General features: G+C 30.0%; 13 protein-coding genes. 12 read left to right on the top strand and 1 reads right to left on the bottom strand.

From position 1 onward, the window contains the following. Positions 1–73 precede the first annotated feature (73 nt). The 4 genes from ATE90_RS03665 (at position 74) to ATE90_RS03650 (ending at position 3,953) form a co-directional block, all read left to right on the top strand. Positions 74–1,630 (top strand): NAD(P)/FAD-dependent oxidoreductase, encoded by a 1,557-nt coding sequence (locus tag ATE90_RS03665; RefSeq protein ID WP_036787867.1) that lies wholly within the window; start codon positions 74–76, stop codon positions 1,628–1,630. Between the two features lie 70 nt (positions 1,631–1,700). Further along, positions 1,701–2,138: an ATP-dependent zinc protease family protein gene (locus tag ATE90_RS03660; RefSeq protein ID WP_036787864.1), complete on the top strand. Its 438-nt coding sequence runs from the start codon at positions 1,701–1,703 to the stop codon at positions 2,136–2,138. After that, the gene (rimK, locus tag ATE90_RS03655) at positions 2,138–3,013 is read left to right on the top strand and encodes a 30S ribosomal protein S6--L-glutamate ligase (RefSeq protein WP_036787861.1); all 876 of its coding nucleotides are present in this window, start codon (positions 2,138–2,140) and stop codon (positions 3,011–3,013) included. Before ATE90_RS03660 ends, rimK begins: the two co-directional genes overlap by 1 nt. Then, on the top strand, positions 3,003–3,953 hold the full coding sequence (locus tag ATE90_RS03650; RefSeq protein WP_036787859.1) for a succinylglutamate desuccinylase/aspartoacylase family protein: 951 nt from the start codon (positions 3,003–3,005) through the stop codon (positions 3,951–3,953). Before rimK ends, ATE90_RS03650 begins: the two co-directional genes overlap by 11 nt. Positions 3,954–4,577: 624 nt before the next feature. Here ATE90_RS03650 and ATE90_RS03645 read toward each other — a convergent pair. Next, positions 4,578–6,419 (bottom strand): potassium channel family protein, encoded by a 1,842-nt coding sequence (locus ATE90_RS03645; protein ID WP_101450826.1) that lies wholly within the window; start codon positions 6,417–6,419, stop codon positions 4,578–4,580. A gap of 245 nt (positions 6,420–6,664) precedes the next feature. Between ATE90_RS03645 and ATE90_RS03640 the strand changes: the two genes are divergently transcribed. From ATE90_RS03640 to ATE90_RS03605, 8 genes are all read left to right on the top strand, one after another. Next, positions 6,665–6,931, top strand: a complete 267-nt coding sequence (locus ATE90_RS03640) for a DEAD/DEAH box helicase (protein WP_036787854.1) — start codon at positions 6,665–6,667, stop codon at positions 6,929–6,931. Between the two features lie 96 nt (positions 6,932–7,027). Beyond that, positions 7,028–8,233, top strand: coding sequence for a PGAP1-like alpha/beta domain-containing protein (locus ATE90_RS03635; RefSeq protein WP_036787852.1), 1,206 nt, complete (start codon positions 7,028–7,030; stop codon positions 8,231–8,233). A gap of 129 nt (positions 8,234–8,362) precedes the next feature. Continuing rightward, a complete protein-coding gene (gene trmD / locus ATE90_RS03630; protein WP_036787849.1) occupies positions 8,363–9,043 on the top strand; it encodes a tRNA (guanosine(37)-N1)-methyltransferase TrmD in 681 nt (226 codons plus the stop codon). Further along, positions 9,036–10,514: a glycosyltransferase family 39 protein gene (locus ATE90_RS03625; protein WP_101450824.1), complete on the top strand. Its 1,479-nt coding sequence runs from the start codon at positions 9,036–9,038 to the stop codon at positions 10,512–10,514. The genes trmD and ATE90_RS03625 overlap by 8 nt, the downstream gene beginning before the upstream one ends. Positions 10,515–10,624: 110 nt before the next feature. Then, positions 10,625–10,975 carry a 50S ribosomal protein L19 gene (gene rplS / locus ATE90_RS03620; RefSeq protein ID WP_036787845.1) on the top strand — a complete coding sequence of 117 codons (351 nt, stop codon included), beginning with the start codon at positions 10,625–10,627 and terminating at the stop codon, positions 10,973–10,975. A 737-nt stretch (positions 10,976–11,712) separates the two neighbouring features. Continuing rightward, entirely contained in the window at positions 11,713–13,932 is a 2,220-nt protein-coding gene (locus ATE90_RS03615) for an NADP-dependent isocitrate dehydrogenase (RefSeq protein WP_036787842.1), read from the top strand. Positions 13,933–14,070: 138 nt separating this feature from the next. After that, the gene (locus ATE90_RS03610) at positions 14,071–16,449 is read left to right on the top strand and encodes a TonB-dependent receptor (protein ID WP_101450822.1); all 2,379 of its coding nucleotides are present in this window, start codon (positions 14,071–14,073) and stop codon (positions 16,447–16,449) included. 4 nt (positions 16,450–16,453) lie between these two features. Next, positions 16,454–17,287 carry a DUF4249 family protein gene (locus ATE90_RS03605; protein WP_235317758.1) on the top strand — a complete coding sequence of 278 codons (834 nt, stop codon included), beginning with the start codon at positions 16,454–16,456 and terminating at the stop codon, positions 17,285–17,287. The last annotated feature ends 51 nt before the right edge of the window (positions 17,288–17,338 follow it).

Below are 17,338 nucleotides of genomic sequence, written 5' to 3'. Positions count from 1 at the left end.
CTAAGAAAAATCTTAGCCTGTTTTATTTTTTTATAAAATCAAATAAAAGACACTATTTAAGTACTTTTGCAACATGGTTAAAGAAGTTCAACTTAGAGTAAATTTAGTAGAAGAACGCAAAGAAAATATACTTTTACACAAAGCATCTAAACAATTAGGAGTTAGTAAAAGTGAAATCTCTGCTGTAAAAGTGTTAAGAAAATCTATAGACGCTCGTAAAAAAGACATTATATTTAATTATAAAGTTGCTGTTTATATTAATGAACAAATTCCCGAAAAATCTGATTATATTTTTGAATATAAAGATGTTTCTAAAGCAAAAGAAATTCATATTGTTGGTTTTGGCCCTGCAGGAATGTATGCGGCTTTGCGCTGTATAGAACTAGGTTACAAACCAATTGTTTTAGAACGGGGTAAAAACGTACAAGATAGAAGAAGAGATCTAAAAGCCATAAATCAAGATCATATTGTAAATGAAGATTCTAATTATTGCTTTGGTGAAGGTGGCGCTGGAACTTACTCTGATGGCAAACTATACACTAGGAGTTTAAAACGTGGAGATGTTAGGCGAATTTTTGAAAACCTTGTTTTTCATGGAGCCACAGAACAAATTTTAATTGATGCCCATCCTCATATTGGAACTAATAAGCTTCCGAAAATCATTCAAAATATACGGGAGAATATTTTAAAATTTGGTGGTGAAATACATTTTGAAACCCGTGTTACAGATTTCAGAGTTACCAACAATAAGCTGTGCGCAATAAAATTACAGAACGGACAAGAAATGCCTGTAAATTCTGTCATTTTAGCTACTGGTCATTCTGCGAGAGATATTTATGAACTATTACATAAAAAAGAAATTACTTTAAAAGCCAAATCATTTGCAATGGGGGTTCGGGTAGAACATCCACAAGAAATTATAGATCAAATTCAATACCATTGTTCTGGCCAAAGAGATGAACTTTTACCTGCAGCCGCTTATAGCTTGGTGCATCAAGTAAATAACAGAGGTGTATACTCTTTTTGCATGTGCCCTGGTGGATTTATTGTACCCGCGGCCACCGCCAATGGTGAAGTTGTTGTAAACGGAATGTCTCCTTCAAGAAGGAATAATAAGTTTGCTAATTCTGGAATTGTTGTAGAACTTGATATTGATAGAGATTTTGCTAAATATGAAAAATTTGGTGCTTTAAAAGGATTAGAATTTCAGAAAGATTTAGAGAAAATAGCATTTCACGCTGGAGGAAGAACACAAACTGCGCCAGCACAAAGATTAGTAGATTTTGTTGATGGAAAACTATCCCCAGAATTAAATGATTGCTCTTATCAACCTGGCTTAAAATCTGCTCCTTTGCATTCTTTATTGCCAAAAATTATTGGAGGAAGATTGCGCAAAGGTTTTGCTGCCTTTGGTGAAAAGATGCATGGATACTATACAAATGAAGCAAATATTATTGGGGTAGAATCTAGAACTTCCTCTCCTGTAAATATACCAAGAAAAGAAAACTTAGAACACCCAGAAATTGAGGGCTTGTTTCCTTGTGGAGAAGGTGGCGGCTATGCTGGAGGAATTGTTTCTGCTGCTATGGACGGAGAGCGTTGCGCAGAGGCTGCGATTGCAGTATTATAAATTATTTTAAGTTATTTATTGAGTTAAATCAAATACAATAACTATTTTTATGGTTGTTTAATTTACACGCATGAAAATTACAGTTGGTAGAATTGATAAGGCTGATTTTCCAGAATTATCTCTGAAGGATATAGATTTAAAAATTGATTCTGGCGCTTACACATCTTCCATACATTGCTCAAATATTGAAGAAATCACTGACAATGGTTGTAATTTAATTAAATTTACATTGTTAGATCCAGAACATCCATTTTACAATAATAAAGAATTTACCTTTAAAAATTACTCTTCTAAAATAGTAAAAAGTTCTAATGGTATTTCTCAAGAACGCTTTATGATTCAAACAGAAATTATCATTTTCAACATTTCTTTTCCAATTCACTTGACATTAAGCGAACGGAAAGACATGAAATTCCCTATTTTACTGGGTAGAAAATTTTTAAATAAAAAATTTGTGATAGATTCAGCTAAGGTAAATTTATCACACAAATTAAAATATAAAGAATAATGAAAATTGTAATTTTATCTAGAAACCCAAAATTATATTCTACCAAAAGGCTGCAAGAAGCTGCAGAAAAAAGAGGTCATGAAGTAATGGTTGTAGATCATTTAAAATGTAATATTGAAATTGAAAAAAAATCTCCAAAGATATATTACAAAGGTGAATACTTAGACAATATCGATGCTATTATACCTAGAATAGGTGCTTCGGTAACTTTTTACGGAACTGCAGTAATCCGTCAATTTGAGATGATGAAAGTTTTTTCAGCTGTTTCTTCTCAAGCGTTAGTAAAATCTAGAGATAAATTAAGTAGTTTACAAATTTTAGCAAGAGCTGGAGTTGGTTTACCAAAAACAGTTTTCACTAATTACACGAAAGATGTAGAACATGTTGTAGAATCTGTCGGTGGCGCACCACTAATTTTAAAATTATTAGAGGGCACGCAAGGTTTAGGCGTTGTTTTAGCGGAAACTAAAAACGCAGCAACATCCGTTTTAGAAGCTTTTAATGGATTGGGAGCTAGGGTAATTGCACAAGAGTTTATTAAAGAAGCTGGTGGTGCAGACATAAGAGCATTCGTTGTGGACGGGAAAGTGGTTGGCGCTATGAAACGTCAAGGAAAAGAAGGAGAATTTCGCTCTAATTTGCACAGAGGCGGAAATGCAACGATTATAGAACTAACCGATGAAGAGGAAAAAACAGCATTAAAAGCTACGAAAGCTTTAGGTTTAGGAGTTGCTGGTGTAGATATGTTACAATCATCTAAAGGACCATTAGTATTAGAAGTAAATTCCTCTCCAGGATTGGAAGGAATTGAGGTGGCTACGGGCAAAAATATTGCAAAAGAAATTATTCGTTATTTAGAAATTCATGTCGAATAAACCTTTTGTTCTCTTAGGAAAAGAAATACCTAAAGGAAAAAAAACTGTTTTAGATTTAGAAGTTGCAAAATTACACACAAGAACTACTGTAAAAGTTCCTGTAATTATTGAACGATCTAAAAATTCTGGCCCAGTAGTTTTATTATTAGCAGGTATACATGGTGATGAAACAAATGGCGTAGGGATTATTCGAGAAATTATTAATTTAGGAATCAATAAGCCTAAAAAGGGAACTATCATCTGCATTCCTGTCTTTAATATTTTTGGTTATTTAATTCAGACAAGAGAATTCCCTGATGGTCGTGATTTAAACAGAATGTTTCCAGGAACTTTAAATGGTTCCTTGGCAAGCCAATTTGCATATCAATTTACAAAAGAAATAGCTCCTTTTGTAGATTATGTTATCGATTATCATACAGGAGGCGGTGAACGTGATAATATTGCACAAATAAGATGTAATAAAGATGATGAAAAAGGCTTTGAATTGGCAAAAATATTTAATCCCCCAATGATTGTTTTCTCTAATAATATTGGAAAATCTTTAAGAGATACTTTACATAAAATGGGTAAAACCATTTTACTTTTTGAAGGAGGGAAATCAAGAGAACTAAAACCTACTATTATCAATGAGGGTGTTAACGGGACTAAAAATATTTTAATTCACCTAGGGCTAATTGATGGTGAAATTAGTGTTCGAGAAACCCCAGTTCTTGTGCATAAAGCAAAATGGTTAAGAGCATCTCACTCTGGAATGTTTAAAGTAATCGTACAAAACGGAACGCTTGTAAAAAAGAAAGAAGTACTAGGAGTAATACAAGATCCTTTTGGTGAATTTAACAAGAAAATTTATGCTCCTTTTGACGGTCATATTTTTTGTATCAATAAAACTCCAATTGTGAACAAAGGAGATGCTTTATTTCATTTAAGTTTGGAAGAATAAATAAATTAAAAGATGAAGAATTTTATTACTATTTCAATGTTATTTTTCTCAAAAATTATATTTTCTCAAAAAAAATTAATGTTGAGATAACTTTAAAAAAGTCCGTTTAATCATTCTATAACTAAACACGCATAAGACAAAGGGTTGGCAAAAATCTATTTACCTGATTTACGTAAATACGGTTTAACCAAGTAAGCTCAAATAGATGATAAACAATTTGTTGGCGGAGATAGTCTGGATGTAATGATAGAACCTCCTGCTAATTGAATTAAATAGCTTATTTCACTATGTCTAAACAACAACTTTTTCACTTAATATAAATTGTTTATATTTGGATATACTTGGATAAAATCTAAATTTAAATTTTTTACTAAGTTCATAAATTAAACATCATAAAACTCTTAAAGAATGAAAATTAAAGAAGCACCTTCGAAACAAATTAAATCTTCAAGAAAATGTGCAAAATGCGGTAAACCAACTACATTATGTGTTTGTACAAGTAACTAACAACTATAATTTAAACATCTTGTTATTATCTTAGCAAGATGTTTAAATTAAATTATTTGAATTCGGATGTTCAGTAAACCATTTAAATTCCAACTCACTTTTTTATACAATTAAGTTTTAACCGAGTAATTGTGAAATTAGCGATACACTGAAAATACTTAACATAAACCAGCCTATAAAACCTTCTATAATTGCTAAATAACGTGTCAGACCTTTTATAGGAATATCACCAAAACCAAGCGTTGTAAATGTGTTTATTGACAACATTAAAGCATTTAATAATTTAATAGTAATGTCATATAGAACGCTGAGGACAAAAAGTGTTCCTACTTGAAAACCTTTCCATTTTTTTTCATTCGGACTAAGTTCAGACCAAGTTCCTTTTAATATGTCCGTTGATTTTAAAAATCGCGATATTAATTTGGTCCTTAACATAGAAATTTTATAAAGTAATTTAGCCGATTTTATAAAGAATATTGGAAGTTTTAAAGTACTTGATTCTAGGTTTTTTTTGAATAATTGAAAAGAATTAATTTCCATTTTATTTTCCTCTAGATATAATGTATGTATACCATCTTTACGCTTTAAGTATTTTTGAAAAAATTCAAACCGATACATCAATCTATTTCTACCTAAAGTATCCCATGAGTTTGGAAAAAAAAAGTAAATTAAAGCAAATAAAATTATTACTTGAACAGAAAAAATAATTGCTTTGGCTGGTTCTGTCCCATAATCTGAAAAAATTGATAAAAATTGATTAATCTTCCAACTAAAATAATTTTTGAAGGTTGATTTTTTTTGATATTCAAAAGCAAGCCTTTCGGTTTCTAAATTTTTTAGACGGATATAGACTTTATTTGCGGATCGATTGTTGTGACGTGATTTATAATAATCATATAATCTACCTAGAAAAGATATTTCTAGTTCGAAAACTTTTTCTATTTCAAACACAGCATTATTTTTATATTTTTGCACAAAAAGTTTGTTAGTGTAGGCATTAAAATGATTTTTTATTGAATCCTTTATCTTTGAATAATATGAGGATTCAACAGCAGTTTGAAAAGCTTCTATTGATATAAAACCTTTTGTAAATTGCTTAATTGAAATAATATTTGTTTGGCTAAGTTCTGGAATCCCTAGAAAAATAGTTTTATTAAATTTATTTCCTGATATTTCAAACTTTCCATTTTCTGAGTTATTTTCATAACTCAAGGATACAATAGATTCCTTAAAATTATTATCAATTAGAATAATACCATTAGCATTATTATCAATATTTACAAAAGAAGCAATAGGAAAGGAGTTTTCATAAATATGATAAGATCCAAATTTTCTTCCAATTAAACCTAAACTTGTGCCGATATATTCGTCTTTGTTAGGATAGAAAATATTTTTTTCCAGAGAAATAACTGTGTTAGAATTATTATTTTGATAATTACAATTATAAAATATCTTTAAACCGTTTTTAAATACAGAGTTTTCAATTTTAATGTAATCATTTATGTTTTCATTCTGTTTAATAGTTTCTAGTTCATTACAAAAATTACCAGATCCTATAAAACTCAGTATATCGTCAAATTCACAGTTTATAATTGCAATAGAGGCACTATTCCTAATGCTTACCTTCTTCTTAAAATGTATATTACTTAAGTAACCAGAATCATTATCTTTTTTAGTTAAAACATGATTTTGAAAGTGAACATTTTCAAACTGAAGTTCCTTGTCTACAATCAATTTTTTTTCTCTTTGTAATATTTCAGTGTTACTTGCCGTAAAAAGAGTGTCAATTGTTAAGTCATATTTAATAAAAGCATTTTTTAATTTAAAGACAGCATTTTTCTCAGTGTTTATCATATCAAACAACTCTGTGTAAGAGTATTCCTTATAAAAAAAATCTTTATTCTGAGATAAAATAGTTGAAGTTGTAAATAATAAAAATAAAATGATTGTGTTTCTCATATTTTGGGCTAAAAAATCTCAAAATACAAAAATATTAATTGGGTTAAATATATTGACCATTTTATAGATTATAAAATGATTACTGTTTTATTGATTTATTTCAGCTTGTAAATTGTAAAATTATTTTTTCATTCTAAATCTAGACTATTTCATGCATTTAAAAGAATTTAAATTCTATCTATCAAAAATCAGGGCAATTTTAGAGTAGTAAAAATAAACAAGCTAACTTTATCAAAATTTTTTACATGACTACTTTTAAAGATTTAGACCTTTCTAATCAACTTTTTAATAGTATTAAAGAGTTATGCTTTACACATCCAACCCCCATTCAAGAAGCTGTATATTACCCAATATATAAAGGAAAAAATGTGACGGAAATTACCCAGCCAAGTGCAGGAAAAACATTAGTCTATATGACATCAATTCTTAGAGATTTAAAATTCTCTAAACAAATTACTCTTAGAGTTTTAGCGGTAGTTCCAACACGTAAATTTTTAATACAACTTTATTAACTTTCGTGTAATATTAAAAAGATAATCATTAACTTCAAGTTTTGCTGAATCTAAAAGAAAAGTCAACAATAGTCAATTTTTAAAAGACTCCTAATAATGTCAAAAAAAACAAAAACAGACACAGAACTTCAAGGTCTTACCCATTTAATTATGGATGCCACTGTTGGGATAACAGACATCGTTGAGGCTGCGCACAAACAAGTTGTTCATCCTCCTTTTTTACCTTCTACAATTATTCAAAAACTGATTACGAATATTGCTAGCATCTCGTATCAAAATATCAAATGGAGCACTTTATTCATAGGCAAAAGTTTACATAAAATACTTGAGCAACTAAGTCCTGTTATTGGTAAAATAAAGGATTCCCATAAGAAAGAGGCAATACTTTCGGTTTTAAACGGTGTAATTGGTGATTATCTGGAAGAGAAAGAGAATCCCTTAAAAATTACAATGCAATTTCGACATAAGTCAAAGTCTATAAAACTTGATTCTGAAAACATAAGAGCGGTTTATCCAAAAATTAATGGTAAAATTCTTTTGATGGTGCATGGTTCATGCATGAATGATATTCAATGGACTCGGCAAAATCATAACCACGGAAAAATAGTAGCAGAAGAATTAAATAAAACACTTATTTACTTGAATTATAATAGCGGTATCCATATTTCTAGTAATGGTCAAAATTTAAATAATTCGTTAGAAGAACTGGTGCAAAATTGGCCTGTACCTATTGAAGAGTTAGTTATTGTTGCTCATAGCATGGGTGGCTTAGTAACTAGAAGTGCATTATATTATGGAGAACAACATGAAAAAAATTGGACCAAACACCTTAAAAAGGTTGTTTTTTTAGGAACTCCTCACCATGGTTCATATATAGAAAGAACAGGTAATTATCTAGATCTTATTCTCGAATCTATTCCTTATGCAAAACCTTTTGCCAGGTTGGGAAAAATTAGAAGTGCTGGAGTAACTGATTTAAGATATGGAAACTTAATTGATGAAGACTGGAAAAATAATGATCGATTTGAAATGAAAAATGATCAAAGGAAAATTATTAAGCTATCAAAGCAAATAGAGTTTTATAGCATCGCTGCAGTTATTGGAAATAAAACCGCCCCTTTATCCACTCAAGTCTTAGGAGACACCTTAGTGCATGTAAAAAGTGCTTTAGGACAGCATAAAAATCCTAAAAAAAACCTAGACTTTAAGAAGGAAAATATTTGGATTTCTTATGATAGTAATCACTTAGACCTACTTAATAATCTTAAAATATTGGATAAATTAAAAGTTTGGTTGGTTTAACAAAGAGCCGTTGTAAAGATAAAAGCTGAAATAATTCATGCTCACACGCTAGTTGCGCACTAGTTTACTTTTAGCTAAAAACTACAAAAACCTTCTTCAAAAATTCGCTAAAAAACCTACATTTGCATCATGCGAATAGATATTATTTCAGTAGCACCTAAATTATTAGAAAGCCCTTTTAATCATTCTATTATTAAACGTGCTCAGAATAAAGGTTTGACAGAAATTGTAATTCACGATTTACGAGAATATGGTTTAGGTAATTACAAACAAATAGATGACACTCAATTTGGTGGAGGTGCAGGAATGGTCATGATGATTGAACCCATTTCAAATTGCATTAAAAAGTTAGAATCTGAGAGAAATTATGATGAAATAATTTATATGACTCCAGATGCACAAACCTTAAATCAAGGAACTGCAAACACCCTTTCTTTAAAAGAAAATATACTTATTTTAACCGGTCATTATAAAGGGGTAGATCAAAGAATTCGAGATAAATATATCACTAAAGAAATCTCCATTGGAGATTATGTTTTAACCGGTGGAGAATTAGCAGCTGCTGTTTTAGTAGATGCTATTGTTCGTTTGATACCTGGTGTTATTGGTGATGAACAATCTGCCTTAACCGATTCTTTTCAGGATAATTTATTATCACCTCCAGTATACACAAGACCTTCCGAGTTTGAGGGAATGAAAGTGCCTGAAGTACTATTATCTGGTAATTTTCCAAAAATTGATGACTGGAGAAATGAGCAAGCTTATAAAAGAACTGAAGAAATAAGACCAGATTTACTGAACGATGAATAAGTTTTTATCATTTATAAAAAATAACAAAGCCATTTCTTGGGTTTTAGGATTTCAATTGTTTAGATTGATTTTACTTCCATTCATGGGATTAATGCCACAAGATGCTTATTATTATCTCTATGGTCAAAATCTGTCTTTATCTTATTTTGATCACCCCGGAATGATAGGCTACCTATTAAGAATCTTTACAGAAATATTTGGTCAATCAATTTTCACAATCAAATTTACTGATTTTATCATTACAACGTTAACCATACTAAGCTTCTATAAATTAGCTTCTTACTTTTTGTCAAAACAGAAACTAGCAAGAGCGATTGTTCTATTAGCTTCAACCATTTTTGTATCCATTTTATCATTTAATTCTACTCCAGATGTTCCGTTATTGTTATTTTGGACTTTGAGTTTAATCTGCTTATATAAAGCTATTTTTGAAGAAAAAAAGTGGTTCTGGATATTAGGCGGAATTACCATGGGTTTAGCTTTTAACAGTAAATACACTGCTTTATTATTACAAATAGGTATTATTGCATTTCTTGTTTTTTCAAACAAATACAGAAAATTATTTCTTTCTCCTTGGTTTTGGATTTCTTTACTACTATCGGTTGCAGTAACATTTCCTGTTTGGTATTGGAACTGCCAAAATGAGTTTGCGTCCTTTGCATTTCAATCATCCGAAAGAACGAGTTCTATTTCAGAATTTAAAATATCTCCGAAAAATTTCTTTGGTGCGATTGGGCATCAAATGTTTTTATTATTACCTGTTTTATTTTTAATTTTCATCACATTTACATATAAATATGTAAAAAGAGCGTTGATAAAATTTAAAATACCACAGGCCAAAACATTATTTTTACTTGCATTTTTCATTCCAACCTTTGTAGGTTTCTTTAGCCTTACTCCTATTTATTGGGTAAAATTAAATTGGATGATGCCTTCTTACATTACAGGAATCATTTTAGCAGGAATGTTTATCAATAAGAAATTATTAAAAACTCAAATTATCTTTTCAATAGTATTTCACATACTAGTTAGTGCACAAATTTTATTTTATTTAGTGCCAATTAAAAGTGATGACACTTGGGTTGGATGGAAAGAACTAGCATCCGAAATAGAGACTTTACCAGAAAAAAAAATAAATACTTTCGTTTTTTCTAATGACAATTATAAAACGTCTGCCTGCTTAAACTTTTTTATGGATGAGAAAGTATATGCTCAAAACATTATAGGTTTACCAGCCTTACATTTTGATTATTTAGGCGACAACTTAGCTTTGTTAAATACCAAAAATGCTATTTTTATTGATTCTGATAAACGCTTTAAAAATGATAAGTTAAAAGGAACTCAAAATCCTATTTTAACTAAATACTTTGATAAAGTAATAGAATTAGCACCAATTATTATTAAAATCAATAATAAAGAATCACGTAAGTTCTGGGTATTCTATTGTACTAATTATCAATATAAAAAATAATTAAATTTAATTTTATCAATAAAAAATAATTAGTACTTTTGCAAACGCTAAATTAACCTCTGACGAAAAAATCGTGAATGTTACTTTACAAAATCAATAAATATTAAAACATGGAAGCTTTATTAAAGTTTGTTCAAGACGAATTTGTAACAAAAAAAGAATTTGCTGATTTCGCAGCTGGTGATACAATTACGGTTTATTACGAAATTAAAGAGGGTGAAAAAGTACGTACTCAGTTTTTTAGAGGTGTAGTTATTCAAAGAAGAGGTGCAGGAACTTCAGAAACATTTACAATCAGAAAAATGTCTGGTACTGTAGGTGTAGAAAGAATTTTCCCAGTAAACTTACCTTCTATTCAAAAAATTGAAATTAACAAAAAAGGAAGAGTTCGTAGAGCTCGTATTTTCTACTTTAGAGGTCTTACTGGTAAAAAAGCTAGAATTACTGAAAAAAGGAGATAAATTCTTTTTACTTAAAAATATAAAAAAGCTTTGTGAATATTCACAAAGCTTTTTTCATGAACAAATGTTAATAACCGTAGTTGATATCTTGTTGATTTCTAATTTCTTAAAAATTATACGCATCTAAAATTTAATAGTATTTTTATAAAGAATTTGACAATTAATGCAATGGAGTTCTCTTCAGAAACTATTAAATTAATTCTAAATTCAGAAAGTAATGTTCTTAATAAAATTATTGTTCAGTAATAAACTTAATCGGGTAACAAGATTCATATTAAAAAATAATCATTACCACTTTAAAGCAGTTCGTTTTAAAACAACAACCTGAAATAAAGGATTATATTTAAGCAGATAATAATTACAAATTAAAAAAAGCACTATGCTTATTTTAAATTAAGGAGGTTTCAAAAAATGAAAAAGTAAATTATAATTTCTTTAACAACGGAAGAAATATAGGATTTACATCTTATTTGAATTGTAGAAATACAAAACAGTTTAAGAAACTTTTTCAAAAAGCCACATCTTTACAAGCAATTGTAAGATGTGGCTTTTATTTTGATATCATTTCTACAAAATAAAGTTGATTTTATTATTAAAAACATATCAAAAGTCTTTAATTAATAGCAATTTAACAGTAAAAATCTCACCTATAATTCCTAAATTTGTGCCGCTTCAAACGAAAAGGATTTCGTACTTAGCATAGCATAGATATTTCTTTAATAAAACAAAATACTTTTATGAGCAAAATAGCTAAAATCATATATACAAAAACAGACGAAGCTCCGGCATTAGCTACCCGTTCTTTTTTACCAATTGTAAAAGCTTTTACAAAATCATCTAATATAGAAATTGAAACAAAAGACATTTCTTTAGCTTCAAGAATTTTAGCAAATTTTTCAAATTATTTGCCTGATCATCAAAAAGTGGAAGATGCTTTAACTGTTTTAGGAACATTAGCAAAAAAACCAGAAGCAAATATTATAAAATTACCAAATATTAGTGCTTCAGTGCCGCAACTAAAAGCCGCTATCGCAGAATTACAAGCGCTGGGTTATGCTATACCAAATTATCCTGAAGAAATAAAAACGGATGAAGACAAAGCTATTTCTGCACTGTATAACAAAGTAAAAGGTTCTGCCGTAAATCCAGTTTTGCGTGAAGGAAATTCAGACAGAAGAGCGCCAAAAGCGATAAAGAATTATGCCCGAAAAAATCCACATTCTATGGGTGCTTGGTCTGCAGATTCTAAAACCCATGTGGCTACAATGAAGGCAGGAGATTTTGCTCATAATGAAAAATCTATAACCACCAAGAATGCAACCTCAATAAGTATCCAACATATTGCAGAAAACGGTACTAAGATAGTTTTGAAAGATACATTAAACTTGTTACCAGGAGAAATTATTGACGCGACTGTAATGAGTAAAAAAGCATTAATTGCCTTTTTAGAAGAACAATATGAAGACGCTTTGGATAAAAATGTATTGTTTTCGTTACATATGAAAGCAACCATGATGAAAGTTAGTGATCCTATTATTTTTGGTCATGCAGTGAGTGTCTATTTTGATAATTTATTTACAAAACATGAAAACACTTTTAATAAAATCGGTGTTGATGTAAATAATGGTTTAGGAAATCTTTTAGGAAAACTAAATGAATTACCAAAAGATAAACGTGATGAAATTAGAGATGATATAAGACATGCCTTTGACCACGGACCAGCATTAGCGATGGTTAATTCAGATAAAGGGATAACCAATTTGCATATTCCTTCAGATATAATTATCGATGCTTCCATGCCAGCAATGATTAGAACCTCTGGTAGAATGTGGAACTCAGAAGGGAAGTTACAAGACACGAAAGCAATTATTCCAGATAGTTCTTATGCCGGAATTTATTCCGCAACAATTGATTTTTGTAAAAAAAATGGTGCTTTTGATCCTACAACAATGGGTACTGTGCCTAATGTTGGTTTAATGGCTCAAAAAGCTGAAGAATATGGTTCTCATGATAAAACTTTTGAAATTACTTCTAACGGTGCAGTGCAAGTTGTGGATGTAAACGGAACTGTTTTAATAGAGCACACGGTTGAAAAGGGAGATATATGGAGAATGTGTCAAACGAAAGACTTACCAATTCAAGATTGGGTAAAATTAGCAGTTACTAGAGCAAAAGCATCAGAAACACCTGCTGTTTTTTGGTTAGATAAAAACAGAGCACATGATGCAGAAATCATCAAAAAAGTAACTTTATATCTTAAAAATCATAATACTTCTGGTTTAGACATCAGAATTTTATCGCCTATAGAAGCTACAGAATTTACTTTAGAAAGAATCATAAAAGGAGAAGATACCATTTCTGTTTCTGGTAACGTTTTACGTGATTACTTAACAGATTTATTCCCAATTTTGGAAGTTGGAACATCTGCAAAAATGTTATCTATAGTGCCGTTAATGAATGGTGGAGGGCTTTTTGAAACTGGCGCAGGTGGTTCTGCTCCAAAACACGTACAACAATTTTTAGAAGAAAATCATTTACGTTGGGATTCTTTAGGAGAATTTTTAGCCTTAGCCGTTTCTTTAGAACACTTAGGAACAACAAACAACAATCCGAAAGCTTTAGTATTAGCTGAAACTTTAGATGATGCTACCGACAAATTTTTAGATAATGATAAATCTCCTTCAAGGAAAGTTGGTGAATTAGATAATAGAGGGTCACATTTTTATTTAGCACTATATTGGGCAGAGGCTTTGGCTCATCAAAATAAGAATGCATCGTTAAAAGCAGAGTTTAAAACCATGGCGGAAACTTTGAGAAAAAATGAAGAAAAAATCATCGCAGAGCTAAATGAGATTCAAAGAACAGCGGTAAATATTGGTGGTTATTACAAACCTAATGAAGCGCTAGCGACAAAATCTATGAGGCCAAATAGCCTTTTAAATAGTATTTTAGCTTAAAGCCAACAAGACAAAGTATTAAAAAACTGATGATATACTCATCAGTTTTTTTTGTACTACAATTTTAAATTTAACATTATTTTATAACTAGATAGTTGTAGTTTTGTTGAATAATAGAATCAATATATTAAACAAAAAATGCTTCATTTGAAAAAGTTACTATTTTTAATTTCCATCATAACGTTATCATCTTTTAGCCAGGAAAAATTTACGATAAGTGGTACTGTTTACGACAACTCTAATAATGAAACTTTAATAGGAGTTTCTATTTATTTTCCAGAATTAAACTTAGGTGCAACTACCAATGAGTATGGTTTTTATTCCATAACAATTCCTAAAGGAATGCACAAAATTCAAATTAGCTACTTAGGATTTTCTACTATCAATGAAAGTATTAATGTATTAGAAAATTTAACTAAAAATTTATATCTAAATGAGGAAACAGAAAGTTTAGATGAAATCATTTTTGAAGCTGACATTGAAAAAATAAATATCAGATCACCTCAAATGAGTGTGAATAAATTAACATCTGCCACTATAAAACAAATTCCTGTTGTTTTAGGTGAAGCAGATATCATAAAGTCTTTAATTCTTTTACCTGGCGTTACAAGCGCAGGGGAAGGCGCTTCAGGTTTTAATGTAAGAGGTGGAGCTGCAGATCAAAATTTAATTTTATTGGATGAAGCTATTGTTTTTAATTCTTCACATTTATTTGGTTTTTTCTCGGTTTTTAATCCTGATGTAATTAAAGATGTAAAATTATATAAAGGTGGAATCCCTGCACGTTTTGGAGGTAGGTTATCTTCAGTTTTAGATATTTATCAAAAAGAAGGAAATAGTAAAGACTTTAATATAACCGGAGGAATTGGTTTGGTTTCCTCAAGATTATTAGTGGAAGGTCCAATAGAAAAAGAAAAAAGTTCTTTCGTTGTAGCGGGTAGAGCTTCTTACGCTCATTTATTTTTACCGCTTTTTGACAATGACAACAAAGCATATTTTTATGATCTAAATGGTAAATTTAATTATAGAATGAATGATAGAAACAACGTATTCTTATCAACTTATTTTGGAAAAGACGTTTTCGGAATTAGCGACAACTTTGTAAATAAATATGGAAATACAGTGCTTAATTTACGCTGGAATCATCTATTTTCTGATAAAATATTCTCTAATTTATCTTTAATTTATTCAGACTATTTCTACGGGTTGATTCTCGACTTTGTTGGTTTTGAATGGGATTCTGGAATCACAAACTTCAATCTAAAATATGATTTTAAACATTATTTAAATAGCAAGTTTAAACTAAGCTATGGTGTTAACAATATTTACATCAAATTTAATCCAGGAGAAATCATACCTAATAGAGAAGACTCTGGGATTCAGCCAGAAAAATTAATAGACAAATACGCCAACGAATTTGCCGCTTATTTAGAAGCTGAACAAAAAATAAATGATAAACTAACGTTACAATACGGAGTCCGTTTTAGTAATTTCACACGCTTAGGACAAGATGAAATTAATGTTTACGCTAATAACGAACCCGTTATATATAATTCGCAATTTAAAAAATACGAATCTGCTGAAGCTATTGGCACAGAATCTTACAAAAGAAAAGATCAATTAGCAACTTTTAGTAATTTTGAACCTAGAGTTTCCTTATCGTATATTTTGAGTGATGCTGCATCATTCAAAATGAGCTATAACAGAATGGCACAATATTTACATTTACTTTCTAATACTGCCTCGCCTACCCCATTGGATGTTTGGGCACCAAGTGGACGTTTTATAAAACCTCAATTATTAGATCAATTTGCCCTTGGATATTTTAAATCTATAAAAAATGGAGATTATTCCTTAGAAACAGAAGTTTTCTATAAAGAAATTCAAAATAGAATTGATTATATAAATGGTGCAAACTTAGTTGCTAATAACGAAATTGAGACTGTTATTTTAAATGGTCAAGCAAGAGCTTATGGTTTAGAAGTTTTATTCAAAAAAAATGAAGGAAAATTTAAAGGTTGGTTGGCCTACACATTGTCTAGATCAGAGCAACAAACTACAGGCAGAACTGCAAATGAACCTGGCATTAATCAAGGGGAATGGTACAGTTCACCATATGATAAAACGCATGATATTTCTATAAATGCAAGTTATGAATTATCTAAAAAATGGACATTCAACGCAAATTTTTTATTTCAAACTGGGCAACCGACAAACTATCCTGTGGGGCAATATGAAGTACAAGGTTTAAATGTTCCTGTTTTTGACGATAACAGAAGAAATGCTGATAGATTGCCAGCCTATCATAGATTAGATATTTCTGCAACTTTAACTCCAGACAAGAACAAAAAAAGAAAATTGCAAGGAGAATGGGTTTTTGGAATTTATAATTTATATGGAAGACAAAATGCGGCATCTATCAACTTTAGACAGAATAGAGAAACTTTTAGAAACGAAGCAGTTCAGACTTCAATATTTGGTTTGGTACCCTCTGTTACTTATAATTTTAAATTTTAATCAGATGATGAGAAAGATATATATACTCCCTGTTTTATTCATATTGTTTTTTACTAATTGTGAAAAAGTTGTTACTATTGATGTTCCTTCTATTGAACCAAAATTAATTATTGATGCCGCTTTTGAAGTTTATTTTGACGAAAGCCCGGTTAACGCATATACAGTTGTAAAATTAAAATTATCAGCTGACTATTTTGAAGACGTAATTCCGGTAGTTACGAATGCTACTGTATTTCTTACAGACTTATCAAACCTTAGTATTATTAATTTTTCTGATCTAGATGCAGATGGAAGTTATGAACCTGAAACTGCTTTTATTCCTGCTGATAATATTGCATATGAATTAACAGTAATTCACAACAATGAAACGTATAAAGGAAAGGCTAGTAAAATAAAATCTACGCCATTATTAAGTGCTGTTCAAGGTGATGAGACTTTATTCTCTGGAAAAGAAACAGAGGTGAGAATCGATTTTACAGATTCGGATTTTGAAGATAATTATTACTTATTTGATTTTACCAATAATTTATTTACTTCTATAGAGGATCGCTTTTTTAATGGGGCTGATTATAATTTTTCTTTCTTTTACAGTGAAGACGATATCGAATTGCCAACAACGGTAAATATAAAAATGTCTGGAGTTTCAAAAGAGTATTTCACTTATTTTAGAGTTTTGGTAAATCAAAGTGGACAAAATTCAGGAGGTCCTTTTCAAACTGTTCCTTCTTCTTTATTAGGGAATATGATCAATATGACTGCTGAAGAAAATTTCCCTCTAGGATATTTTCATATTTCAGAAACAGACTCTTTTTCATTAGATTTGGTAGAAAAAGATTAAATAACTTTTGCGATAAGTAATCAATAATAACATAAAACATGTATTTTTGAT

This window comes from Polaribacter sp. Hel1_33_96 (assembly GCF_002846595.1).
Lineage (GTDB): Bacteria > Bacteroidota > Bacteroidia > Flavobacteriales > Flavobacteriaceae > Polaribacter.
Note: the sequence above shows the minus strand (reverse complement) of the source record. Positions and strands in the feature narration are given on the sequence as shown.